Source organism: Natroniella sulfidigena (genome assembly GCF_023223645.1).
Taxonomy (GTDB): Bacteria; Bacillota; Halanaerobiia; order Halobacteroidales; family Halobacteroidaceae; genus Natroniella; species Natroniella sulfidigena.
In genome coordinates this window covers 84,363-107,522 of sequence record NZ_JALKBY010000002.1, presented here as the reverse complement: position 1 = coordinate 107,522, position 23,160 = coordinate 84,363, and the positions used below count along the sequence as shown (strand labels likewise).

General features: G+C 35.2%; 25 protein-coding genes and 2 riboswitches. Of the genes, 24 read left to right on the top strand and 1 reads right to left on the bottom strand.

The features are described 5' to 3' along the window. Positions 1 to 6: 6 nt before the first annotated feature. The 23 genes from tatA to MWH28_RS01670 all read left to right on the top strand — a co-directional run bounded on the left by tatA (position 7) and on the right by MWH28_RS01670 (position 20,302). A complete protein-coding gene (gene tatA, locus MWH28_RS01780; RefSeq protein ID WP_248617550.1) occupies positions 7 to 171 on the top strand; it encodes a twin-arginine translocase TatA/TatE family subunit in 165 nt (54 codons plus the stop codon). 80 nt (positions 172 to 251) lie between these two features. Beyond that, on the top strand, positions 252 to 944 hold the full coding sequence (tatC, locus tag MWH28_RS01775) for a twin-arginine translocase subunit TatC (protein ID WP_248617549.1): 693 nt from the start codon (positions 252 to 254) through the stop codon (positions 942 to 944). A gap of 83 nt (positions 945 to 1,027) precedes the next feature. Next, entirely contained in the window at positions 1,028 to 1,411 is a 384-nt protein-coding gene (locus tag MWH28_RS01770) for an FMN-binding protein (protein ID WP_248617548.1), read from the top strand. A 13-nt stretch (positions 1,412 to 1,424) separates the two neighbouring features. Continuing rightward, a riboswitch (molybdenum cofactor riboswitch) is annotated at positions 1,425 to 1,546 on the top strand. Between the two features lie 173 nt (positions 1,547 to 1,719). Beyond that, on the top strand, positions 1,720 to 2,304 hold the full coding sequence (gene mobA, locus MWH28_RS01765; protein ID WP_248617547.1) for a molybdenum cofactor guanylyltransferase: 585 nt from the start codon (positions 1,720 to 1,722) through the stop codon (positions 2,302 to 2,304). Between the two features lie 27 nt (positions 2,305 to 2,331). Next, complete coding sequence (locus MWH28_RS01760; protein WP_248617546.1) at positions 2,332 to 3,567, top strand: molybdopterin molybdotransferase MoeA; 1,236 nt, start codon at positions 2,332 to 2,334, stop codon at positions 3,565 to 3,567. Between the two features lie 225 nt (positions 3,568 to 3,792). Next, on the top strand, positions 3,793 to 5,466 hold the full coding sequence (locus MWH28_RS01755) for a molybdenum cofactor synthesis domain-containing protein (RefSeq protein WP_248617545.1): 1,674 nt from the start codon (positions 3,793 to 3,795) through the stop codon (positions 5,464 to 5,466). A gap of 342 nt (positions 5,467 to 5,808) precedes the next feature. Next, complete coding sequence (moaA, locus tag MWH28_RS01750; RefSeq protein WP_248617544.1) at positions 5,809 to 6,792, top strand: GTP 3',8-cyclase MoaA; 984 nt, start codon at positions 5,809 to 5,811, stop codon at positions 6,790 to 6,792. Positions 6,793 to 6,794: 2 nt separating this feature from the next. Then, entirely contained in the window at positions 6,795 to 7,715 is a 921-nt protein-coding gene (gene moaC, locus MWH28_RS12795; protein WP_282580091.1) for a cyclic pyranopterin monophosphate synthase MoaC, read from the top strand. Beyond that, positions 7,708 to 8,196: a MogA/MoaB family molybdenum cofactor biosynthesis protein gene (locus MWH28_RS01740; protein ID WP_248617543.1), complete on the top strand. Its 489-nt coding sequence runs from the start codon at positions 7,708 to 7,710 to the stop codon at positions 8,194 to 8,196. The genes moaC and MWH28_RS01740 overlap by 8 nt, the downstream gene beginning before the upstream one ends. A gap of 241 nt (positions 8,197 to 8,437) precedes the next feature. Further along, a complete protein-coding gene (gene mobB / locus MWH28_RS01735) occupies positions 8,438 to 8,935 on the top strand; it encodes a molybdopterin-guanine dinucleotide biosynthesis protein B (protein ID WP_248617542.1) in 498 nt (165 codons plus the stop codon). A 39-nt stretch (positions 8,936 to 8,974) separates the two neighbouring features. Then, positions 8,975 to 9,763 (top strand): molybdate ABC transporter substrate-binding protein, encoded by a 789-nt coding sequence (modA, locus tag MWH28_RS01730; RefSeq protein ID WP_248617541.1) that lies wholly within the window; start codon positions 8,975 to 8,977, stop codon positions 9,761 to 9,763. Next, positions 9,744 to 10,436: a molybdate ABC transporter permease subunit gene (gene modB / locus MWH28_RS01725; protein ID WP_282580090.1), complete on the top strand. Its 693-nt coding sequence runs from the start codon at positions 9,744 to 9,746 to the stop codon at positions 10,434 to 10,436. The genes modA and modB overlap by 20 nt, the downstream gene beginning before the upstream one ends. A gap of 32 nt (positions 10,437 to 10,468) precedes the next feature. Continuing rightward, entirely contained in the window at positions 10,469 to 11,548 is a 1,080-nt protein-coding gene (locus tag MWH28_RS01720; RefSeq protein WP_248617539.1) for an ABC transporter ATP-binding protein, read from the top strand. 260 nt (positions 11,549 to 11,808) lie between these two features. Continuing rightward, positions 11,809 to 12,066: a TIGR03905 family TSCPD domain-containing protein gene (locus MWH28_RS01715; protein ID WP_248617538.1), complete on the top strand. Its 258-nt coding sequence runs from the start codon at positions 11,809 to 11,811 to the stop codon at positions 12,064 to 12,066. A 53-nt stretch (positions 12,067 to 12,119) separates the two neighbouring features. Further along, a riboswitch (SAM riboswitch) is annotated at positions 12,120 to 12,213 on the top strand. Positions 12,214 to 12,494: 281 nt separating this feature from the next. Further along, the gene (locus MWH28_RS01710; protein WP_248617537.1) at positions 12,495 to 13,544 is read left to right on the top strand and encodes a methionine ABC transporter ATP-binding protein; all 1,050 of its coding nucleotides are present in this window, start codon (positions 12,495 to 12,497) and stop codon (positions 13,542 to 13,544) included. Further along, complete coding sequence (locus MWH28_RS01705; protein ID WP_248617536.1) at positions 13,516 to 14,187, top strand: methionine ABC transporter permease; 672 nt, start codon at positions 13,516 to 13,518, stop codon at positions 14,185 to 14,187. The genes MWH28_RS01710 and MWH28_RS01705 overlap by 29 nt, the downstream gene beginning before the upstream one ends. Before the next feature lie 117 nt (positions 14,188 to 14,304). Next, the gene (locus tag MWH28_RS01700) at positions 14,305 to 15,114 is read left to right on the top strand and encodes a MetQ/NlpA family ABC transporter substrate-binding protein (RefSeq protein WP_248617535.1); all 810 of its coding nucleotides are present in this window, start codon (positions 14,305 to 14,307) and stop codon (positions 15,112 to 15,114) included. Positions 15,115 to 15,334: 220 nt separating this feature from the next. After that, a complete protein-coding gene (locus MWH28_RS01695) occupies positions 15,335 to 16,318 on the top strand; it encodes a hypothetical protein (protein WP_248617534.1) in 984 nt (327 codons plus the stop codon). Positions 16,319 to 16,513: 195 nt separating this feature from the next. After that, the gene (locus tag MWH28_RS01690) at positions 16,514 to 17,272 is read left to right on the top strand and encodes an MBL fold metallo-hydrolase (protein WP_248617533.1); all 759 of its coding nucleotides are present in this window, start codon (positions 16,514 to 16,516) and stop codon (positions 17,270 to 17,272) included. A gap of 251 nt (positions 17,273 to 17,523) precedes the next feature. Beyond that, positions 17,524 to 17,751: a hypothetical protein gene (locus MWH28_RS01685; RefSeq protein ID WP_248617532.1), complete on the top strand. Its 228-nt coding sequence runs from the start codon at positions 17,524 to 17,526 to the stop codon at positions 17,749 to 17,751. 13 nt (positions 17,752 to 17,764) lie between these two features. Next, positions 17,765 to 18,427 (top strand): PrsW family intramembrane metalloprotease, encoded by a 663-nt coding sequence (locus MWH28_RS01680; protein WP_248617531.1) that lies wholly within the window; start codon positions 17,765 to 17,767, stop codon positions 18,425 to 18,427. Between the two features lie 134 nt (positions 18,428 to 18,561). Further along, complete coding sequence (locus MWH28_RS01675; protein WP_248617530.1) at positions 18,562 to 19,938, top strand: NAD(P)/FAD-dependent oxidoreductase; 1,377 nt, start codon at positions 18,562 to 18,564, stop codon at positions 19,936 to 19,938. 103 nt (positions 19,939 to 20,041) lie between these two features. Beyond that, complete coding sequence (locus MWH28_RS01670) at positions 20,042 to 20,302, top strand: AbrB/MazE/SpoVT family DNA-binding domain-containing protein (RefSeq protein ID WP_248617529.1); 261 nt, start codon at positions 20,042 to 20,044, stop codon at positions 20,300 to 20,302. A 62-nt stretch (positions 20,303 to 20,364) separates the two neighbouring features. Here the strand turns inward: MWH28_RS01670 and MWH28_RS01665 are convergent, their stop codons facing one another. After that, positions 20,365 to 20,904, bottom strand: a complete 540-nt coding sequence (locus MWH28_RS01665; protein WP_248617528.1) for a thioredoxin family protein — start codon at positions 20,902 to 20,904, stop codon at positions 20,365 to 20,367. 117 nt (positions 20,905 to 21,021) lie between these two features. On the opposite strand from MWH28_RS01665, the gene pcrA reads away from it, so the two are divergent. Next, positions 21,022 to 23,112 carry a DNA helicase PcrA gene (pcrA, locus tag MWH28_RS01660; RefSeq protein ID WP_248617527.1) on the top strand — a complete coding sequence of 697 codons (2,091 nt, stop codon included), beginning with the start codon at positions 21,022 to 21,024 and terminating at the stop codon, positions 23,110 to 23,112. Positions 23,113 to 23,160: the final 48 nt, after the last annotated feature.

Below are 23,160 nucleotides of genomic sequence, written 5' to 3'. Positions count from 1 at the left end.
GTTAACATGTTTGGATTAGGTGTTCCAGAGTTAATATTAATCTTAGTAATTGCATTGGTGATCTTTGGCCCTAGTAAGTTACCTGAAATTGGAGAGTCTATTGGGAAAGGAATTAAAGAATTTAAGAAAGCAGCTGAAGATATAGAAGAGGATACAGATAATAGTAATTAAGCTAGAAGTATAATGCTTAATAATTCTATATTTTCAAATCTACAAATATAGAATTATATTTAGGATGGAGGAGAATTTGAATGTCTGATACTCAAATGTCATTAGTTGAGCATCTCGGTGAATTAAGAAAAAGGTTATTGATAGCAATTGGAGCAATAATTGTCTTAGCATTAGGAAGCTATGTTTATGCTACGGAGATTATAGACTTTTTAATTGAGCCAGTAGGACAGGAGTTAGTTTATCTAACACCTACTGAAGCTTTCTTTACAGAGATTAAGGTTGCAGTGTTTACTGGTTTTTTAATTGCATTACCGGTTGTGTTATACCAAGCTTGGAGTTTTGTTTTGCCAGGGCTTAAGCATGGTGAAAAGAAGTACATTAGAATTTTATTACCATTATCAGTAATTTTCTTCTTAATAGGAGTTGCGTTTGCTCAATTTATAGTGATTCCACTGGGAGTTAGTTTCTTTTTAAGCTTTACTTCGGAAAATTTGCAGGCAATGTTTTCTTTAAGTAACTATATTTCTTTTGTAATCAGTCTATTAATTCCTTTTGGTCTAATTTTTGAGTTGCCATTACTGATTACTTTGCTTGTTAAACTGAAATTAATTACCCATAAATTTTTAACTAGAAATCGGAAGTATGTAATAGTTTTGATCTTTCTTTTTGGAGCAATTTTGACTCCACCAGATATTGTTTCCCAAACGATGATGGCTCTACCGTTGATCGTATTGTATGAAGGAAGTATTTTAATTGCTAAAATAATTGAGTAAAATCAAAAAAAATCTTTAATCTTATAATGACTTATGTTATAATATATAATAGTGAATAATCTTACAATACAGGAGGGGAAAAAATGAAAAAACTCGCAGTAGTACTTTGTATTTCATTAATGGCTTTTGTACTAATCGGTTGTGCTGGTGATGATGCTGGTGAAGATGCAGCAGAAGAAACTGCAGCTGCTGAGGTTAATGTAGCAGATGTAGCAGATGGAACTTATGATGGAGTTGGAGAAGGTAATGGAGGAGATGTTGAATTAGAAGTTACAGTTGCAGATGGAGAAATTACTGACATTGCAATTGGAGATCATGATGAGACTGAAGGCATTGCAGATCCTGCTTTTGACGAAGTTCCTGCAGCAATTATTGATGCTCAATCAACTGATGTTGATGCAGCTAGTGGAGCAACTTATAGTAGTGAAGCTATTATGGAAGCTGTTGCAGACGCTTTAGCTAACTAAGAATTGAATAAAATTAAATAACTGTCTTCGAGCTATTTTACCTGTCGATTAAGTTCTATGGTATGTTAGCCGATAGGGGTTTAAGAGAAATCTTAAGCCCTCCCAGAGTTGGAAAGGGGACAGTTAGGGATTGAAGCCAATAAATTTCCTTTCCAAGTAGTAAGGAAATTTATTGGCTTTTGTTATTTTTAAATATTAAATTGATTTTTAGCTTAAAATATAGGTAACTAGCCTCTAGCTATTAGTTGTTGGTTAATAGTTAATAGCTAGAGGCTAATTTACAATCTTAAATCTGAGGGGTTTAAATTATGAATGCAATCTTATTGGCTGGGGGTAAAAGCTCACGGTTTGGTAAAAATAAAGCATTGGCTAGATTAGACGGGGAAAGATTAATTGAAAGAATCAGTAATAGATTACAAGAAGTATTTGATGAGGTATATGTAGTTGTTAATGATAAATCGACTTATTCTTTTTTGACAGGGGTTAAACTTGTTAAGGATATTATTCCTCATCAGGGACCATTAGGTGGTTTATATACTGGATTAACTTATTCTTCTGCTCAATATAACTTTTTGATGGCTTGTGATATGCCATGTATCGACCCCAATTATCTAAATCTTTTGAAAGAAGAGCCGAAAGATTATGACGTCTTAATTCCTAAGCAAGAAGGGTATTTAGAGCCATTAGCTGCAGTGTATAGTAAGAATTGCCTGGATTCTGTTAAGAGAATGTTAGATCAGAAGCAGTTAAAACTAATCAGTTTCTTTCCTGAGGTTACAGTTAGGACAATTGGTAAAGAGAAGATAAAAAAAGTTACTGATCTTAAAAGAAATTTTTATAATGTTAATTATCAAGCTGATTTAAAGGAATTAGTTAATGAAATTAATAGTTAGTTGTGAAGTGATATAAGGGGTGGTTAGATGTCAAATTTATTTAACTTGATCGATCCAAAGGAAGTTGATCAAATTTTTACTAATAAGCTAGAGCAAGAATTAACTACAGAACAAATAGATTTAACAGAAGCTACAGGTAGAGTATTGGCCCGAGATATTAATTCACCGATTGATTTACCTCCATTTACTAGATCAACAATGGATGGTTATGCAGTTAAGGCTGAAGATACTTTTGGTGCTTCTGAAACTAAAACGGTTTATCTTGATCTTGTTGGTGAAGTCTTAATGGGAGAAGAAGCTACTCAACGTCTTGAAAGTGGACAAGCAATTAAGATCAGTACAGGAGGTATGTTACCAGAGGGAGCAGATGCAGTCCTAATGGTTGAGTATACTGAGCAATTGGGTGGTGATTTAGTAGAGATCAGTCGAGCGGTAGCTAGTGGTGAAAATGTTGTTCAACAAGGGGAAGATATAGCTTGCGATGAGATATTATTGACAGCAGGGTCTCAACTTAGAGCTCAAGACATAGGAGCTTTAGCTGGCTTGGGTATCACGGAAGTTGAAGTCTTTAGCCAACCTAAAGTTACTGTCTTTGCAACGGGAAATGAATTAGTTCCTCCTTCCCAAACTCCACAGCAAGGTGAGATTAGAGATATTAATTCTTATTCGATTGCCAGCTTTAGTCAGGATTTAGCAGTGGTCAATTATGGGGGGATTATTAGAGACGAGAAGCAGGAGTTAAAAGATAAATTAAAAGAGGCTCTAGCAGAGAGTGACTTAATAATCTTATCAGGAGGAAGTTCGGTTGGTACTAAGGATTTGACCTTAGAAGTTGTAGATGAGCTTGGGGAGCCTGGTGTATTGGTACATGGAATTTCGATTAAGCCAGGTAAGCCGACAGTATTGGCTTTGGTTGACGGGACACCAATTATTGGTTTGCCAGGGCATCCTACTTCAGCAATGACCGTCTTTAAGATTGTAGTTAAGCCATTAGTTAAGCTGTTGGCTGGTTTAAAGGATAAGATTGATAAGGAAGATAATTACTTAACGGCTAAGTTGAGTCGGAATGTTGCTTCTGACAAGGGAAGAGAAGAATATATTCGGGTTAAGTTAGAAGAGCAGGATGGTTTTTTAGAGGCAATACCGGTGCTTGGAAAGTCAAGCTTGGTAACGACGATGGTTGAAGCTGATGGTTTGGTTAAGATTGATTTAGGGACGGAAGGGTTAGAGCAAGGAGCAGAAGTTCAAGTTTTGATGTTTTAAATTATACTTAATTACAATTCAGTTTAAGTTTGAGTCTAAGTCTAAGTAAGAGCTAAGTCCTTATGTTTTTAGTGGTTGACTTAAACTTACCTTCGGGTTTATAAAAATCTTTCGTATAAAAACCATTTCCTCAGCCTTAAACTTAAGCTTTATATCAAAATATTTTAAAATTTTAATTATAAACTATTCACTGTAAACTGATGTAAATCTGGGAGGTAGTTAGTAATGAAACGAAATATTTATTTAGATAATTTACCACTTGATCAAGCTCAAGATAAATGGTACTCTCAATTGGATTTAGAGCCTAAGATTGAGAAAATAGATATTAGGGAAGCATTAGGTCGTAGGTTAGCTGAAAAAGTAGTGGCTAATATTTCCTCGCCTCATTATCCTGCTTCTGCGATGGATGGAATTGCTGTCAAGGCAGAGTTGACTGCAGGTGCTTCGGAGAAGAATCCAATCAAATTGACTAAAGAAGAGGATTATCAACTGATTGATACTGGCGATCCAGTTGCTGAGCAGTTTGATGCTGTGATTATGATTGAAAATGTCAATATTTTAGAAGATGGGTCAGCTCAGATTGAAAAGCCTGCTGCACCGGGCCAACACATCAGAAAGGTCGGTGAGAGTTTGATTGCAGGAGAGGTAATATTGACTGCAGGAGAAGAGATTACCCCTTATGCGATTGGGCTTACTCTAGAAGGTAATGTCAAGCAGGTAACAGTTTATGCAGAGCCCAAAGTAGAGATCATTCCAACAGGAACTGAGTTGGTTGAAGATAAAGAAGAGTTAAAAGCAGGAGATATTATTGAATTCAACTCTCATGTCTTGGGTGGTTTAGCAAAAGAGTGGGGAGCCAACCCGATCCGTGAGGGGATTGTAGTCGATGATTATCAACAGATAAAAAAGAGGGTTAAGGAAGCAGTAGCTGAGAGAGATTTTGTGGTGATCATTGCAGGTTCTTCTGCTGGAAGAGAGGATTATACAGCCCAGGTTATTGATGAATTAGGTAAAGTCTTGGTTCATGGGGTTAGTATCAGACCAGGCGGGCCAACAATTCTAGGGGTGATAGATGATACTCCTGTGATGGGAGTGCCAGGCTATCCAGTAGCAGCAGCATTGACCTTTAGATTATTTGCTCGTTCTGTGATCTACCGATTGGCAGGAGTTAAAGTACCACCAAGTAAGAAAAAGAAGGCTAAGTTGAGTAAGAAGTTGGTCTCATCTTTAGGATATAGAGAGTTTGTTCGGGTTAAGTTAGCTGAGCTTGATGGTGGGCTTGTAGCCAGTCCTTTAGCTAGATCGGCTGGGGTCTTAGGTTCGGTTGTGGAAGCGGATGGATTATTAGCGATATCAGAGTATAGTGAAGGTTTAGATAGTGGAGAGGAAGTAGAGGTTGATTTATTAAAGGAAGCTAGTGGTGCTGATTGTCTATTGGTTACTGGAAGTGATGATTTGAGTTTAGACCTATTAAAGAACCGACTACAAATGACAGGAGTTACCTTAACTGCACAGCATGTCGGTAGTAGAGGTGGCTTGACTGCTTTAAGAAGAGGAGAGGTTCATCTAGCTGGGGTTCATCTACCGGTTGGAGCTGATTATTCTGAAGTAGAGAAGTTTTTAGGTAAGCGAGAGTTTGTAGCAGTTAATCTAGCTAGTCGTGAGGTTGAAGTAGGAGGAGCAAGTAAGCGGAAGGAACTTAATTTGTTGGCTGCAGATGATCTATTGACTAGCAGTGAAGAAGGGTTGACAGAGGTTAGATATGATCTGATCATTCCGCAAGAATATCTGTCAGATGAGAGGGTAGAGAAGTTGTTAGAGCAGCTGGATGAAGAGGGATTGAAAGAAGAGATCAATAATCTGGATGGTTATCAAATGGGACAGGGTATTTTCAGTTAAAAGAAGGTACTACAATCTTTTTGAAGTGAAGCTTTGTTATAATATTGTGTTACTTTCGATATGGTATTGACATGAGGAAAGTTTCTCGTTCTTAAAGATTTTTTCTGAGCTTGTAAGACTCACCTACAATCAAATAAGAGCAAGTTAATTTTAAAATAGGAAAATTAACTAATTCATGCTCTGATTTGATTTCCAGTTCGCCAAGAAACTAAACGAAAAAATCTAGATGTCACTGCGAAATATTCCTCATGAGATTTAGTTGTGTTTTTATGGTTTTTAATGATTTTAACTGTCAACCGTAAACTGTAAACTGTACACTGATATTTAGCGGAGGTGAGAAAGATGAGCAAATTAATCGATCAACTGGGTCGCAAGATAGATTATTTACGAATTTCAATAACTGATAGATGTAATTTACGCTGCCAATACTGTATGCCTGAAGGTGGGGTTAACCAGATTAAGCATCAAGAGATCTTACGTTATGAAGAACTGATCAAGGTTGTTCGTGTTGCTGCTCGTTTAGGAGTTAAAAAGATCAGGCTGACTGGTGGTGATCCATTGGTTAGAAAGGGAGTAGTAGATTTTGTAAGGATGTTAAAGGAGATAGAGGGGATTGAAGAGGTTTCACTGACGACCAATGGAATCTTGTTAGAAGAGAAAGGTGAAGCTTTGGTTGAAGCAGGATTGGATCGGGTTAATATCAGCCTTGACACTTTACAGCGGGATAAGTTTAGGGAGATTACTAGGGTTGGAGAGTTTGAGCAGGTTTGGAGAGGAATTGAGGAGGCATTGCGGTTGGAGTTGGCCCCAATTAAGATCAATACGGTCTTGATGAGAGGGGTTAATGATGATGAGATATTTGATTTTATCGATCTAACAAGAGAATATCCACTCCACGTTAGATTTATTGAATTTATGCCGATGGGTGGTAAGAAATTAGAGCAAGAAGAGAAATATATGAGTATAGAGAATCTAAAGAGGAAGATTAAAGGTAAGGAGCAGTTATTACCAAGCCAATTTGCTACGGGTAATGGGCCGGCTTATTATTATCAAGTTAGGGAAGGGTTGGGTACAGTTGGCTTTATCAGTCCGATCAGTAATCATTTCTGTAGTAGTTGTAATCGGATTAGATTGACGGCAACTGGTTGGTTACGGCCTTGCCTTTGTAGTGATGATGAGATTAATTTAAAAGAGCTAATTAGGAATAATAGTAGTGAAGAGAAATTAGCAGCAAGATTTATGGAAGCGATTGGTTATAAACCAGATCAGCATCAATTAGGCCAAGAGGATAATTTGGCCAAGCATATGTCACAGATAGGAGGATAAAGATGGGTGAATTTAGTCATTTTGATGAGGAAGGCCGTTCACGAATGGTCGATGTAACAGATAAGAAAGAGACTAAACGAATAGCTATTGCTCAGGGTAAGGTTAAGGTCAGTCCCAAGACTTTAGAGCTGATTAAGGATCAAGAGATCGAAAAAGGAGATGTCTTAGAAGTAGCACGAGTAGCTGGAATTATGGGGGTTAAGAGAACACCTGATCTAATTCCGATGTGCCATCCACTGTTGATTGGTGGAGTCGATTTGAAGTTTAATATTATTGAACCAACAGCAACGATTGAGATTCTTGCTACTACTAAGATTACAGGTAAGACAGGAGTGGAGATGGAAGCATTGACTGCTGTTTCGGTAGCTGGATTGACAATTTATGATATGTGTAAAGCAGTCGATAAAGGGATTGAGATAGGGGAGATTAAATTGTTGAAGAAGACTGGTGGAAAGAGTGGAATTTATCTAGATCAAGAGTTGATAGGAGAGGCGATTGCTTTCTGTAGCAGTCCAGAGAAGGGAACTGCCAAAGAGGAGATAGCTGAAGCAACTTTCAAGGAGGACTATGGTCTAGAAGGGGATGCCCATGCTGGAGACTGGCATCGTCAAGTCAGTCTTTTAGCTATTGAGGATATTGATTTTATGCGAGAGCAAGGATTAGATTTAGAGCTAGGTGCTTTTGGAGAGAATGTAATCACGAAAGGATTGAAACTACCTGAATTACCAGTTGGTAGAAGGCTAAAGTTAGGAAAGGAAATAATCTTAGAAGTGACTCAGATTGGTAAAGAGTGCCATGATCGTTGTAATATTTATCATCAAGTAGGGGATTGTATTATGCCTCGGAGAGGTATCTTTGCTAAGGTGATCAAAGGTGGAACGGTTAAGCCAGGAACTAAGTTGGAGGTGTTGATCAATGATTAAAGTAGGTGTTTTAACCTTAAGTGATAAAGGTGCTGCTGGAAAGCGGGAAGATAAGAGCGGGCCAACGATTGAACGGATTGTAGAAGAGATTGATGGGGTTGTTGAGTACTATGAGGTAATTCCTGATGATAAGGAGCTAATTATTGAAGAGTTAAAGAAGCAAGCTGATGATCTAGAGCTTAATCTGATCTTGACGACAGGAGGAACAGGTTTAGCACCGCGAGATTTTACTCCTGATGCTACTTTAGAGGTGATCGATAAGGAGGTACCAGGTTTAGTTGAAGCAATGCGAGCTGAAAGTATCAAAAAGACACCACATGCGATGCTATCAAGAGCTGTCTGTGGGATTAGAAATAAGTCATTGATTATTAATTTACCTGGCAGTCCAATAGCAGTTGAGGAGTGTTTAGAGGTCATCTTACCGGCGATTCCTCACGCTGTTGGACTGTTACAGGATCAAGTAGAAGACTGCGCAAGATAGAAAAAAATCTAAGAGCGGATTTTTTTCATCACGAAGGGTTCGCAGAACCCGGAGGGGAAAAGCAGAGAATAGCTTAAAAACAATTGATAGTTTTCAATTGATAATTGATAGTAGAAGAGGTTAAAAGCATAAAATAAATTAAAATTATAAAGGAAGTTAAAAATCAGCAGGTTTGTTTTGTTGTTTGATTTTAACTGTCAATTTTCAATTATCAATTATCAACTAAAAAGGGGGTTTGTATATGATTCCAGTTGTTTCGATCATTGGTTGGTCTAATTCAGGTAAGACAACCTTTGTTACATATTTAATTCCTGAGTTAAAGAAGCGAGGGTATAAGATAGCGACAATCAAGCATGATGCTCATAAATTTGAGATAGATAAGCCTGGTAAGGATAGCTGGCGACATCGAAAAGCTGGCGCTGAGCAGGTTGTGTTGACTTCCCATGAGAAGTTGGCTTTGATCAAGGAGGTAACTGAGCAGGTTGAGCTTGATTATATTATGGAGCATTATATTGACGAAGAGTTTGATCTGGTGATTACAGAAGGTTATAAGACAGGGGATAAGCCTAAGATTGAGATCTTTAGACCAGCAGTTCATGATCAGCCTGCTTTACCAGAGGATAAGTTATTAACAAGAATTATCAATGACTATCAACAGCCAGAATTATTAGCAAAGAAGGTGGCAGAGGTAGCTGATCTGATTGAAGAGAAGATTATACTTAATGATTTTAATAAATAAATGTAGCAAATAGATTACATGGAAGGAGACAGTTAGCTTATGAGAAAGAAAAATTTGATACAAATTATAATGTTGTTGCTGATTTCAGCTACTTTAATGAGTGCTTGTAATCTAGGTGATAATCAAGAAGATAAGTCAGCTCAAGAAGATGAATTACATGTGGCAGCAGCTTCTGATTTAAGGTTTGCCTTTGAAGAGTTAGGTGAGATATTTGAGGAAGAAAATGGTACAAAGGTAGTCTTTCAATTCGGTTCTTCAGGAAATCTAGCTCAACAGATTGCTAATGGTGCTCCTATTGATCTATTTGCTTCAGCTAATAAAGAGTTTGTAGATAAGTTAGTTAAAAGTGGTGATATTGTTGAGGAAACAAAGGCTCTTTATGCTATTGGAAGGATTGTGTTAGCTGTAAATAAAGATTCTAACTTAGATGTAAGATCATTAGAGGAACTAACATCGGCTGAGATAGAGAATATTGCTCTTGCAAATCCTAGCCATGCTCCTTATGGATTAGCGGGCAAGGAGGCTTTGGAAAGTAAAGGGTTATGGAAATCAGTTAAAGAGAAATTAGTCTATGGTGAGAATGTTAGTCAGGCTATGCAGTTTGTACGAACAGGTAGTGCTCCGGTGGGGATTATTGCTTTATCTATTGCCGAAGTAAAAGAGCTTGATTATACTCTGATTGATGAAAAGTATCACAATCGATTAGAACAGATGTTAGGAGTTGTTAGTCACTCCAATGAGCAAGATTCAGCTAAAGAATTTGCTGAATTTATTAATAGTCCTCAAGGAAGAGAGATTATGGAGAAATATGGGTTTTATCTACCCTAAGGAGGTGCCTAAAGTGTATTGGTCACCGATATATTTGTCTTTAAAGGTAGCTTTTTATTCTACAATGATTACTGCAATTATTGGTACTTTACTTGGTTGGATGTTGGCCCGTAGTGATTTTGTTGGTAAGAATATACTGTCAGCTATAATTACCTTACCAATGGTTTTGCCTCCTACTGTGTTAGGTTATTATTTATTGCTCTCCGTAGGAAAGCATAGTTTAATTGGTAGGTTTTTGCAAGAAACTTTTAATATCAGTTTAGTCTTTACATGGCAAGGGGCAGTGCTTGCTTCTATAATAGTCTCTTTACCTTTGATGGTTAGAGCTGTTCAGTCAAGTATTGAGAATATAGATCAGAATCTAGAGAATGTAGCACGAACTTTAGGTAAATCAGAGTTAATTATATTTTTTAAGATCACACTACCTTTATCATGGAAAGGAATTGTTGTAGGTGTAGTACTTTCTTTTGCTAGGGCTATAGGAGAGTTTGGTGCAACACTAATGGTAGCAGGAAATATTCCAGGCAAAACTCAGACTTTATCAATTGCCATCTATGATGCTGTACAAGGAGGAAATTATCAATTAGCTAATTTTTTAGTGATTCTAATCAGTGGTATTAGTATTTTCAGTTTAGTATTATTAAATCAATTTCTTGATCTAAAAAAATGGTGAAATTATTTTATGGTAGGTAGGTAGGTGAGGTTATGCTAAAGGTTGATTTAGAAAAAAAGTTTGATAACTTTGAAGTGAAAGTAAAATTTATAGTTGAGAATGAAATATTAGTTCTCTTTGGTCCTAGCGGAAGTGGTAAAAGTACCACTTTAAAATTGATAGCAGGTTTAAAAGAACCAGACCAAGGTTTAGTAATTAATCAAGGGGTTGAATTTTTCAATCAATCTAGTAAGGTGAATCTGCCAATTAACCAGCGAAATATTGGTTATGTATTTCAGGATTATAGTTTATTTCCTCATATGACTGTTTTTAAAAATATTGCTTTCGGAATTGAAGGGCAGGGGTTAGATAAGTCACAAATTAAAAAAAAGGTCGAGGATTTATTAATTAAGTTAAGATTAGAAGGTTTAGCAGATAAATATCCTAGTCAGTTATCAGGAGGACAACAGCAACGAGTGGCGATCGCTAGAGCCTTAATTATAGAACCTGAATTATTATTATTGGATGAACCTTTTTCTGCATTGGATACTTTAGTGCGGGAAAAGTTAAGGCAGGATTTATTACGAATACATGCTGATTTTGAAATCCCAGTTATTTATGTAACCCATAATATAACTGATGTTTTTGAGTTAGCTGATAGGGTAGCAGTTTATAATCAAGGTAAGATAGAACAAATTGGATCTAAAGAAGATGTTTTTTATCGTCCACAGACCAGAAATGTAGCTCGTTTTGTAGAAGGGAAAAATATTTTTGATCTAGAGGTTGATCAAATTTCAGCAGAAAAAGCAAGGTTGAAAAATGATAAATTCAAATTATTAATTGAAAGTAAACAAGATTTAAAAGAAGGTCAACAAGTGATAACTGTTATAAGACCAGAATTTATTGAGATGATAAAAGATAAGTCAAAACTTAAAGAAGATAATATGTTTTCTGGGATTATAAAAAAGAAGTTATCTAAAGGTGCAATAACAAGATTATTTGTTAGTTCTTTTAGCCAACAAAAATTTGATTTTATAATTGATATATCTACAGTTTTTGCTAGTGAATTGAAGAAAGATTCCGAGATTTTATTTAAATTACCACAAAATAAAATTCATTTAATTTTTAAATAACGAAATATATTTTAACTTGCAATTTATTTTTGATAGATGCTATAATAAAAAGCAGTGAATATTTAATAATGAATAGTGAATAGATAAAAGCATTGAAGAGCGGTTAGTAGGAGATTACAATTTTAAAGTAGTAGTTTCCAGCGGCTCACGGAGAGTTTTTTGATTTATAAGTTATTGTTTATTTGTGTATGTTTTTTTGTGAGCTTCAATTATTCAATATTAGATATTAAATATTAAATCTAATAGAGGAGGTAGTAACGATGAAGATTTTTAAAACAAGTGGGACTTGTGCAGATGAGATTAGATTTGAGATTAAAGATGGAGTAATTGAAAAGGTTGACTTTGTTGGTGGTTGTAATGGTAGTTTGACTGGGATAGCTACTTTAGTTGAGGGCCAACCGATAGAGGAGGTAGTTGAGAAATTAAAGGGGATAGCTTGCAGAAATGGAACTTCTTGCCCAGATCAATTGAGTAAGGCTTTACAAGATTTAGTAGAAGAGGAAAATAAAACTGTTTGACAAACTATAGATTAATTTGTTATGATACATATAACTTAATAAAGTTTTGGATTCTCTTATCCAGAGTGGCGGAGGGACTGGCCCAATGAAGCCCAGCAACCAGCACTTTCATTTAAGTGCCCGGTGCTAATTCCTGATAGATAAGGGGGGAAGCTAATTATTTTACTTCTTCTCTTTGAGGGGAAGTTTTTTTGTTTGTGTAAATAATTTATAATATAGTTGCATTTTATTACAATAATGTGGCACTTTTGATTTGGCGGGTAGAAATGATATTTGTAGGGGCAGGTCTCTGTGCCTGCCCATGTTAAATCACGGGCGACCACGGAGAGTCGCCCCTACAAAACACATTCTTTCACGAACGAAAAGTGACACTAAATATCAAATAAGTTTAATTCTATAATTAGAAATTGAAGAAGGAGAGAAGCAAAATGATCAAAATCAATAACTTACAAAAGATTTATCGAACTGCTGAGCAGGAAGTTATTGCTCTAGAAAAGATAGATCTAAAAATAGAAACTGGAGAGATCTTTGGGATCATTGGCCCGAGTGGAGCAGGTAAGAGTACTTTGATTCGGTGTTTGAATCTATTAGAAGAGCCAACTAGTGGAGATGTGATAATAGCAGGTCAAGATCTGACTGAGTTGACAAGCGAAGAATTACGAGAAGCTAGAAAAGAGCTCGGAATGATCTTTCAAAATTTCAACCTATTAAAGTCACGAACTGTAGCTCAAAATGTAGCATTTCCGTTAGAGCTTGCAGGGGAGAAAAAAAGTAAGATTAAAGATAAGGTAGATGAATTACTTAAGTTAGTTGGATTAGCAGATAAAGCAGATAGCTATCCTAGTCAATTAAGTGGGGGCCAACAACAACGAGTAGGAATTGCTAGAGCATTAGCTAATGATCCTCAAGTTTTATTATGTGATGAAGCAACCTCTTCTTTAGATCCAGAAACGACCCAATCAATTCTGGAGTTATTAAAGGATATCAATCAGAAGTTAGAGATTACTATCGTCTTAATTACTCATGAGATGGAAGTAATCAAAGAGATCTGTACTAAAGTTGCAGTTTTAGAAGGAGGACAGATTGTTGAAGAGGGTGCTGTAATTGATATATTCTTAAATCCACAGCAAGAAGTAACTAAAAGGTTTGTTCAAGGTGTAATCAATGCTGATCTGCCAGAAGAGTTTTTAAATCCAGTAGATAATGCTACTAGAAATGATAGTTTAGTTAAGGTATCTTATATTGGCCAATCTGCCAAGCAATCACTTATCTCTGATTTAATCCATCAATATCAGATTAAGGTTAATATTTTATATGGTAATATCGATAAGATCCAAGGGATTAGCTTTGGAACCTTAGTGATTGGGATTGAAGGGAATGGTTTACAAGTTAAAGAGGCAATTAAGGAATTGCTTAATCTAGCTGAGGTAGAAGTGGAGGTGCTTCGTGATGCAGAGTCTGTTAGAAATATTAGTTAGTGATAGTGAATTATTATGGGGTGGATTACAAGAAACAATTTATATGGTCGGTCTTTCAATGGCGATTTCTACTATCTTTGGGTTATTATTAGGAGTAGGGGTAGTCGTTACAGAACAGGATAATTTATTAGAAAATAAATATATTAATTTTGTCTTAAGTACAATCATTAATGTTGTTCGTTCAATTCCTTTTATTATTCTAATGGTAGCTATTATTCCATTTACCCGTTTATTAGTTGGAACTTCAATTGGTACTGAAGCAGCAATTGTTCCGTTGACGATAGCAGCTATCCCTTTTACTGGTAGAATTGTTGAGAGTGCTATCAAAGAGGTTGAACAAGGAGTAATAGAAGCTGCTTTGGTTATGGGAGCTACTCCCTGGGAGGTTATAATCAAGGTCTTAATTCCTGAAGCATTGCCTTCATTAATTTTAGGTTTGACTATAACTGCTATTACATTAGTCAGTTTTTCTGCGATAGTTGGAGCAGTTGGTGGAGGTGGTTTGGGAGATATTGCAATCAGATATGGATATCAACGTTTCCAAACAGATGTAATGTTTAAAACTGTGTTGTTATTGATTATTATGGTGCAAGGTGTACAAGGTTTTGGGAATTGGCTAGCAGCAAAGCTAGATAACAAATAAAACCAATTGACAATGAAGAATGAACAATGTACAATTTTTAAAATCTTGAAGAAGTTGATTTTAACTGTCAATTGTCAATTATCAATTGTAAATTAAAAATGAAGGGGGAGAGAAGTAATGAAGAAATTATTAATAGTTTTGAGTTTATTAGTAGTAGCAGGATTGGTAATAGGTTGTGGAGGAGCTGAAGAAGCAACGGCAGATGTAGATAAGATAACAATAGGAGCTACTCCTGTTCCACATGCTGAGATTTTGGAGGATGTAGTTAAGCCATTATTAGCGGAGGAAGGGATTGAATTGGAGATTGAGGAATTTACTGATTATACAACTCCTAACCTTGCTTTGGATGATGGAAGTATTGATGCTAACTTCTTTCAACACACTCCTTACTTAGAGAACTTCAGTACTGAAAGAGAGCTAGATTTAGTAGATATTGCTAGTGTTCATATTGAGCCGATCGGTCTTTATTCAGAGCAGATTAATAGTCTAGAGCAGCTTGAGGAAGGGGCATTAATTGCAATTCCTAATGATACAACTAATGAAGGAAGAGCACTTTTATTATTAGAAGAGGCAGGCTTGATTGAATTGAGTTCTGAGGCTGGTTTAGAAGCTACGCCAGTTGATATTATTGCTAATCCTAAAGGGTTAGAGTTTAGAGAGCTAGAAGCAGCTCAATTACCTCGCTCTTTACCTGATGTTACAGCAGCAGTGATCAATACTAATTATGCTTTAGAGGCTGATTTAGTTCCAACTGAGGATTCATTGATAATCGAAGGTAGCGAATCACCTTATGCTAATGTTTTAGCAGTTAGAGGGGCGGAACAAGATGATGAGTTATTAAATAAGCTAGCAGCTGCTTTGAATTCACAAGAAGTTAAAGAATATATTGCAGAGGAGTATGGAGGTTCTATTGTACCTGCATTTTAAAGTTAATATTCTCTAAAATAAGATGCCCTAGGGCATCTTATTTTAGTTTGTGTTTGGATTGAATTACAAGAATTATTGGACATTGGGTCTGATTTGACGTTATAATATTATTATACAAGATAGCTTAAGTTTAAGGTTGAGGTTAAGTCAATCATCAAGAACATAAGGGTTTAGATCTTACTTAAATTTAGTTGAAATAAAGAAAAAGGGTTGGTGGATCATGGTAAAAAAAAATGAGCTAGAACAGGAAGATAAGGATGTTCGATTGGTAGAGGATATTTTAGTTACTTATGGAAGGTTCAGTTATGGTGGCTATAGTAAGACTTATGGTCTGTTTGTTGTAGTTATAGATTGTAAAGAACGAAAACTTATTAAATTAGACGTTGCTTTAAATAGTAAATCTGAATTAAAGAATATTAAATTAGATCTTGATAATCAAAAATTTATCGAACAGATAAGGTTGATTTCTGAACAAGAAGATCATGATAGCCAAGAATTTACTAGTGATTTGAAAAGAAGTTTTACTGAAGAAAAGATAGCTGAGTTATTAAAGTTGGCCCAACTTGAAGCTAAGGCTGAGATTGAGAGCTTGTTTAAAGAAAAGGTGGAAGACTTAATTCAAGAACAGATTGGATTAGAAGTCAAGTTTACTCTTAAAGAAAGGAAAGAATTGCGGGGTATCTATCCTGACATATTTCCTGAGCAGGAATTAAATGAAGAAGAGGAAGATACTGCTGAGACAGAAGAAACAGAAGAGGATGATAAGTTAGGATTAGAGATAACTTTAAACTGCTCTCCAATTATTTCTCCAACTAGGGGTAAAAAGGCTAATGACTTAAAGATAGGGGATAAGTTAGTAGTAAAGGTAACTGATGAAAGAGAGGTGGGGCAGTACTTAAGTGGTTTATTACAGAAAAAACAAGGACGGGCAGTAGGCTCTATTATGGAGATTAATCTTAAAGAAGAATCTGAGCGTTACTCGATTCGAATTAAATTTGGCCCTGATATTTATGGAAAGTTGATCGTTGATCCTGAAGTTAAACTTACTTATCTAACAAAAAATGATGAATTAAGCGAGCAAGAAGAGAATCCTGGTCAAAATGATGTAGCTAAGATGACAGTTGATAAGAACCTATTATTTTTAATAGGTGGAGTGGTAGTGATAATTATTATTTTAGCGGTTATGCTAGTATCTAGTTTGTAAAAGCGAAACATTATTGAGTTGATAGTTTACGGTTTACAGTTTACAGTTAAAATTCAAAACAATAAAGACAAAGGCTTCTGAAATGCTTTATACCTAGGGGTTTAGATTAGTTTTGGTTTTATAATTTTAAGGTCTTTAACTGTCAACCGCCAACTGTAAACTGTACACTGATATTTAGAAAGGGGGGGATTTGAATTGAAGATTACCTTTTTAGGAACAGCTACTTCCCGTGGGGTTCCTGTGCTTAATTGTGATTGTCCGACCTGTACTTCACAAGACCCGAGGAATAGACGTTATCGTTCTTCTATTTATTTAGAGTCAGAAGAGCTATCAATCTTAATAGATACTCCGCCAGAGTTGAGATTACAACTGTTAAAAAACAAAATTAAAAAGATAGACACCATTCTTTTCACTCATGCCCATGCCGATCATATAATGGGTTTTGATGATATTAGAGCGATTAATTATTTACAACAAAGTAGTATTCCTTGTTATGGAAATAAGCAAGCATTACAAGAAATTAGAAAGGCTTTTAGTTATATCTTTACTGCTAATCAACAAAAAGGTGGGTTGCCTCAGGCAAGACTACACCATAAGTCTTCTCCGTTTGAACTTGGCAATATGAAGATAACGCCTTTAGTTGTTAAACATGGGAATATTGATATTTTAGGATATCGAATTAATGATTTTGCCTATATAACTGACTGTAGTTTTATCCCAGAGGAGACCTTTAAATTATTAGAGGGGGTTCAACTTTTAATCTTGGGAACATTACGTTATCGACCCCATCCAACTCACTTTAATTTAGAAGAGTCATTAGAAGTTATTGAAAGATTAAATGTTCCGCAAGCTTATCTGACCCATTTATCCCATAAATTTGAACATAACAATCTAAAAGATAAATTACCTGATCATGTTTTACCTGCTTATGATGGTTTGACGATAAAATTTTAGTTTAAGGTTGAGTTTGAGGTTGAATCAATTGTGAAATCAATAAAGATGTAGCTCTTACTCAAACTTAGATTTAACCTATAACTTTTAAACTTTAGCCTGTACAGGCTAAAGTTTTTTCATATTTACCTCAGGTTATTAATAACTTTATAAAGGGTTTGAAAATAAGTATAGTTAACTTAAATTGAGATATATTAATAGGTAAGTATTCAATTTAAAATAAAAATTATTTATTAGGCACTAAGGAGGAAACAATGTTAGTTAATTTGGAGATAATAGACTTCAATAAATTTAGACGAATCAAATTATTAATTGAGAATCAGATCAAATTAGCAAAACTAAGAGAAAAGCTAGAGGTACCTAGTGATTATGAAGTTTTAATCAATGGATTTTATGAGCCTGATGATTATTCAATACAATCAAATGATACTATTTTATTTATAGCCAACTCACAACTTGATCAACTTAAAAACTTTAGCTAGGAGTGGAATAGAGATGAATCTACTATATCTAGTAATTATTTCAATTATACCTGGATTATTGTGGGTCTATTTTTTCTATCGTAAGGATAAGTATGAGCCTGAACCAGTTCGTTTAGTATTAAGGTCATTTTTATATGGAGCCTTGTTGGTCATTCCAGTTGGATTAATTGAAGCGCCTTTTGCAGGTTTAATCGCTAATCCTCCCAGTTTAACTGTGTTACTAGGCTTATCAATTTTTGTAATTGGCTTAACAGAAGAAGTGGGGAAATTTGCAGTTGTATGGTATACAATCTATGATTCTGATGAGTTTAATGAAGTGATGGATGGAATTATTTATTCAATTTCAGTGGCTTTAGGATTTGCAGCTGTTGAAAATTTGTTATATGCTTTTGTTTTTGGATTTCGAGTAGGAGTTGTGCGAGCGGTTGTTACTAGTTTAGTTCATGCTTCTTTTTCAGGGATTATGGGTTTTTATTTGGGTAAGGCTAAGTGTGAAAAGAGATCGAACTTGATTACTATTGGGTTAGTACAGGTTGTTTTATTACATGGAATTTATGACTTTTTAATCTTAGGTGGACTGGTTCCTAATTATGTTATGTTTGGAATTATTATTTTACTATACTTGTATTTAACACATTTAATCAGGAAAGCTTTACAGGTATCTCCTTTTAAATAACACAAATATTATTTTGTTTTTAAGCAAAATTGTTAGCATATAATTGACTACCATCATTATATATGGTAGTATAATTACTGGTTTTGGTTATAAAGACGAACTTTAAAATTATTATTTAATAAGGAGATGATTTAATGGCTGACAATTATGATGTGGTGATAGTAGGAGGAGGGCCAGCAGGAATCTTTACTGCTTTAGAATTAGTAAAAGAGAGTGAACTTGATATATTAATCTTAGAAAAAGGTCGAGATATTACTAATAGAGAATGCCCTATGAAATCTAGAGGAACTGATTGTTTAAAATGTAATAACTGTTCAATTGTCTGTGGCTGGGGTGGAGCAGGTTCTTTTAGTGATGGAAAACTAACCTTATCGAGTGAGATTGGTGGTAACTTAGATAAGTATATTGGTCAAGAAAGGCTAGAAGAATTAATCAAGTATGCTGATGGTGTTTATTGTAAATTTGGAGCTCCAGATAAGGTGTATGGTCCTTCTAATGAAGCAGCTCAAGATATTTATAATCAAGCAATGAAGGCTGAGCTGAAATTTATTCCTTCCCAAATTAGGCATCTAGGGACAGGTTATAGTAAAGAAGTATTGACAAAGATGAAGGAATATTTACTAGAAAAGGGTGTAGAAGTGAGAACTGGAGTTAAGGCAGAAGAGATTTTAACTGCTAGTGGTAAAGCGATAGGGGTAAGGACAGAGCAGGGAGAAGAGATAAAAAGTGAGATAGTAGTAGTAGCCCCTGGTCGAGAAAACTCTGAGTGGTTACTTAAAGAGGCTCAAAAGTTAGAAATTCAGACTGCAATCAATCCTGTAGATATAGGAGTTAGGGTAGAGCTGCCAGCAGCAATTATGGAAGAGTTGACTGATGTTCTTTATGAATCGAAATTCATTCATTACACACCTACATTTGATGATAAAGTACGAACTTTTTGTATGTGTCCAAATGGCGAGGTAGTTAATGAAAACAATAATGGCTTAATTACTGTTAATGGTCATAGCCATGCTACTAATAAGACTAACAATACTAATTTTGCTTTATTAGTCAGTAAGACATTTACTGAACCTTTTAAAGAGCCAATCACTTATGGTCAGAATATAGCTAAGTTAGCAAATTTATTAGGAGGTAGGGTTTTAGTTCAACGACTTGGTGACTTTTTAGATGGTAGAAGATCTACTGAGGAAAGAATAGAAAGGGGATTAGTAGAGCCGACCTTGCAAGATGCTACACCAGGTGATTTGAGCTTGGTCTTACCATATCGACATTTAGTTGCAATTGATGAGATGCTACAGGCTTTAGATAAGATCTGTCCAGGAGTTTATTCGCGTCATACATTATTGTATGGTGTTGAGGTTAAGTTTTATTCTTCCCGTTTAGAGGTTAATAATAATTTAGAGACAAAAGTAGATAATTTATATGTAGCTGGTGATGGAGCAGGGATTACACGGGGTCTATTACAAGCTTCAGTTTCAGGAATTGTGATTGGTCAGGATATCAAAAAATAGGTCAAAAATAGAAAGTTTATAAAAATTAGGTTGCGATATTTTGGGATTACTGATATAATTAAGTGAAACAAAGTCGAAATATGTCAAATCGAGGAGGAAAATAATGAAATCAACAGGAATAGTAAGAAAAGTAGATAACTTAGGTAGAATGGTAATCCCAATTGAATTAAGAAGGACGCTTGGGATTGAAACAAAAGATCCTTTAGAAATTTATGTTGATAGTGAAAAAATAATACTTAAAAAGTATGAACCAGCTTGTATTTTCTGTCAAAGTGCAGAAGAGACGGTTGAATTTAAAGGGAAAGTTATTTGTGCTGAGTGTCTAGAAGAGATGACTGGCAAAGAAGCAGAAAAAACTGCTTAACTTAATAGTGAGATTTAATTATAGTAAATCAGAGTTGAGATCTCAACTCTGATTTGTTTTTTTTAGGAAGGGGTTAATTTAGAGAAGTACTGCTTTAACTTTTCTTCTAATTCAGATTCATTTTTAAAGCCGACTAATTTTTGGCTTTCCTGTTGGGGATGATAAAGAAGTAAGGTAGGGATAGTAGTTACCTTTAACTTTTCAGTTAATTCTGCTTGTGAATCAATTACAATCTGAAAATCAAGTTCTCTTTGTTCTGCAACCTCTTTTAACTCTGTACTAGATAAAGCTCCTATACCAACGGCTAAGATTTTGATTTGCTCTGAATATTTATTATTAATTGTAGTTAGAACTTCTAATTGTTGTTGGCAACTTTTAGACTGAGGAAGCCAAAAGAGCAGAATTGTTGGTTGGGTGATCTCATTAAATTTAATCTTTTCTTCCTCTAGAGTATTAAGAGTGATTTCGGGTAAGTAGTATTCTTGTTCCGATGTGATGGTTGGATTATTATTTCTAAAGTTAAAGATTAAATTTAAAATTCCTCCGATTATGAAGCTGATGACTAATAAGGTAATGACCAATAAGAGGATGAGCTTTTTCATTAAATTTGTCCTCCTTTTTTGTAAAAGATATGAAGATTGCAATTAAAATATAACTTAATTAGACAAGAGATGAATTTTTGGATATAATTATTAAGTGGAAGCTGAGGGGGAAGTGAGATGGAAATTTTACAAAATTTAAATGAAGAACAGAAAAAAGCAGTTGTACACCAAGAAGGGCCAATCCTGATCCTAGCAGGTGCAGGTAGTGGCAAGACAAGGGTTTTAACCCATCGAATTGCTTATTTAATCTATCAATATGATGTTGCACCAACTAATATTTTAGCAGTTACATTTACTAATAAAGCAGCTGCTGAAATGAAAGAAAGGATTGCTAATTTAGTTACTACTGCTAGTGATTCAATCTGGATCAGTACTTTTCATTCAAGTTGTGTCAGGATTTTAAGAAGAGAGATAACAAAATTAGATTATGAATCTAACTTTGTTATCTTTGATACTTCTGATCAAAAGACTTTAGTCAAGAATATTTTACAGGAGTTAGATTTAGACCCTAAGAATTTCAAGCCACGAGCTATATTAGGTAGAATAAGTCAAGCTAAAAATAAATTAATTACTCCACAAGATTATCAAGCAACCGATTATTTTTCTCAAGTAGTAGAAGAGGTCTATCCGTGTTATCAAGCCAGACTAAAAGAGAATAATGCTTTAGACTTTGGGGATTTAATTATGAAGACTGTACAATTATTTAGGAAATATCCAGCAGTATTAGATTATTATCAAGAGAAGTTTAAATACATACTAGTAGATGAGTATCAAGATGTGAACCATGCCCAATATCAATTAATTAATCTATTAGCAGCTAAACATAATAATATATGTGTGGTTGGTGATGATGATCAGAGTATTTATCGATTTCGCGGAGCAGATATTACCAATATTTTAAATTTTGAAAATGATTATCCTAAGGCAGAAGTTATTAAACTAGAGCAGAATTATCGTTCAACTCAAAATATCCTGACAGCAGCCTTTAGTGTGATCAGTAATAACCCTCAGCGTAAGGCAAAGAAGTTGTGGACTGAAAATCCTGAAGGAGAGCCACTTGCTTTACATCAAGCTAAGACTGGTCACCAAGAAGCTGATTATATTGCTCAAGAGATTTTAAAATTAGAACAAGAAGGTTATTCGTGGCATGATATTGCAATTTTGTATCGAACCAATGCTCAATCTCGTCGTTTAGAACAGACTTTAATCAGAAAAGAGATTCCTTATCGGATGATCGGTGGGTTGAAGTTTTATGACCGTAAAGAGATTAAGGATATCTTAGCTTATCTAAGGTTGATTTATAACCCTGCTGATGATATCAGTCTACAGCGGGTGATCAATATTCCTAAGCGGGGTATTGGAAAGACGACTCTAGCTCGATTGCAAGAATTTGCTACTCAAGAAGAGATTTCTTTACTAGAAGCTGTTAAGCGGGTTGAAGAGATAGACAGTATCAGTGCTCGATTCAGTAATAAAGTTAGAGCATTTGGGGAGTTAATCACTGATTTGCAACACCGTCAGCCAAAACTTTCAGTAGCAAATTTAACTCAGGAGTTATTAGAGCAGACTGGTTATTTGGCCCAATTAAAGGCAGCAGGTACAGAGCAAGCTGAGAGTAGAATTGATAACTTGAATGAATTACTAGCTAGTATGGAAGAGTTTGGAGAGGAAGCTGGAGCACTAGGATCGTTTTTAGAAGAAGTAGCTTTAGTTGCTGATGTTGATAACTTAGATGAAGAGGCTGATGGAGTAGTCTTAATGACCCTTCATAGTGCTAAAGGTTTAGAGTTTCCAATCGTCTTCTTAGCAGGAATGGAAGAGGAGTTATTTCCGCATAGTCGTTCTTTGGCAGAAGAGGGTGGAATTGCTGAAGAGCGGAGATTATGTTATGTAGGAATTACTAGAGCGGAAGAGAAGCTATATTTAACCCATGCTAAACGGCGTAAGGTTTATGGACAGACTAAATATAATAGTCCATCTCGATTTATTAGTGAGATTTCTAACAGTTTATTTCAGCAAAATGAGGTTAGTAGAGTGGAAAGAAGTCAATTTGGCCCGGGAGATAAGGTTGTACATAAGCAGTGGGGCCAAGGGGAAGTTCGTGATATAATTGCTGAGCATGGAAGAGAGAAGATAGTTGTTTTCTTTAAGGAAGTTGGAGTTAAGGAGTTAGCAGCAGAGTATGCTAAACTTACTAAAATTAATTGACAATTGACGAAATGTACAATTTGCAATTAAAAAAACATTAAAAGCCTT

What these genes read in the sequence shown, in the direction of transcription:
- tatA (WP_248617550.1), top strand. Translation starts at nt 7, where the DNA reads ATGTTTGGATTAGGTGTTCCAGAGTTAATATTAATCTTAGTAATTGCA.
- tatC (WP_248617549.1), top strand. Translation starts at nt 252, where the DNA reads ATGTCTGATACTCAAATGTCATTAGTTGAGCATCTCGGTGAATTAAGA.
- MWH28_RS01770 (WP_248617548.1), top strand. Translation starts at nt 1,028, where the DNA reads ATGAAAAAACTCGCAGTAGTACTTTGTATTTCATTAATGGCTTTTGTA.
- mobA (WP_248617547.1), top strand. Translation starts at nt 1,720, where the DNA reads ATGAATGCAATCTTATTGGCTGGGGGTAAAAGCTCACGGTTTGGTAAA.
- MWH28_RS01760 (WP_248617546.1), top strand. Translation starts at nt 2,332, where the DNA reads ATGTCAAATTTATTTAACTTGATCGATCCAAAGGAAGTTGATCAAATT.
- MWH28_RS01755 (WP_248617545.1), top strand. Translation starts at nt 3,793, where the DNA reads ATGAAACGAAATATTTATTTAGATAATTTACCACTTGATCAAGCTCAA.
- moaA (WP_248617544.1), top strand. Translation starts at nt 5,809, where the DNA reads ATGAGCAAATTAATCGATCAACTGGGTCGCAAGATAGATTATTTACGA.
- moaC (WP_282580091.1), top strand. Translation starts at nt 6,795, where the DNA reads ATGGGTGAATTTAGTCATTTTGATGAGGAAGGCCGTTCACGAATGGTC.
- MWH28_RS01740 (WP_248617543.1), top strand. Translation starts at nt 7,708, where the DNA reads ATGATTAAAGTAGGTGTTTTAACCTTAAGTGATAAAGGTGCTGCTGGA.
- mobB (WP_248617542.1), top strand. Translation starts at nt 8,438, where the DNA reads ATGATTCCAGTTGTTTCGATCATTGGTTGGTCTAATTCAGGTAAGACA.
- modA (WP_248617541.1), top strand. Translation starts at nt 8,975, where the DNA reads ATGAGAAAGAAAAATTTGATACAAATTATAATGTTGTTGCTGATTTCA.
- modB (WP_282580090.1), top strand. Translation starts at nt 9,744, where the DNA reads ATGGGTTTTATCTACCCTAAGGAGGTGCCTAAAGTGTATTGGTCACCG.
- MWH28_RS01720 (WP_248617539.1), top strand. Translation starts at nt 10,469, where the DNA reads ATGCTAAAGGTTGATTTAGAAAAAAAGTTTGATAACTTTGAAGTGAAA.
- MWH28_RS01715 (WP_248617538.1), top strand. Translation starts at nt 11,809, where the DNA reads ATGAAGATTTTTAAAACAAGTGGGACTTGTGCAGATGAGATTAGATTT.
- MWH28_RS01710 (WP_248617537.1), top strand. Translation starts at nt 12,495, where the DNA reads ATGATCAAAATCAATAACTTACAAAAGATTTATCGAACTGCTGAGCAG.
- MWH28_RS01705 (WP_248617536.1), top strand. Translation starts at nt 13,516, where the DNA reads ATGCAGAGTCTGTTAGAAATATTAGTTAGTGATAGTGAATTATTATGG.
- MWH28_RS01700 (WP_248617535.1), top strand. Translation starts at nt 14,305, where the DNA reads ATGAAGAAATTATTAATAGTTTTGAGTTTATTAGTAGTAGCAGGATTG.
- MWH28_RS01695 (WP_248617534.1), top strand. Translation starts at nt 15,335, where the DNA reads ATGGTAAAAAAAAATGAGCTAGAACAGGAAGATAAGGATGTTCGATTG.
- MWH28_RS01685 (WP_248617532.1), top strand. Translation starts at nt 17,524, where the DNA reads ATGTTAGTTAATTTGGAGATAATAGACTTCAATAAATTTAGACGAATC.
- MWH28_RS01680 (WP_248617531.1), top strand. Translation starts at nt 17,765, where the DNA reads ATGAATCTACTATATCTAGTAATTATTTCAATTATACCTGGATTATTG.
- MWH28_RS01675 (WP_248617530.1), top strand. Translation starts at nt 18,562, where the DNA reads ATGGCTGACAATTATGATGTGGTGATAGTAGGAGGAGGGCCAGCAGGA.
- MWH28_RS01670 (WP_248617529.1), top strand. Translation starts at nt 20,042, where the DNA reads ATGAAATCAACAGGAATAGTAAGAAAAGTAGATAACTTAGGTAGAATG.
- MWH28_RS01665 (WP_248617528.1), bottom strand. Translation starts at nt 20,904, where the DNA reads ATGAAAAAGCTCATCCTCTTATTGGTCATTACCTTATTAGTCATCAGC.
- pcrA (WP_248617527.1), top strand. Translation starts at nt 21,022, where the DNA reads ATGGAAATTTTACAAAATTTAAATGAAGAACAGAAAAAAGCAGTTGTA.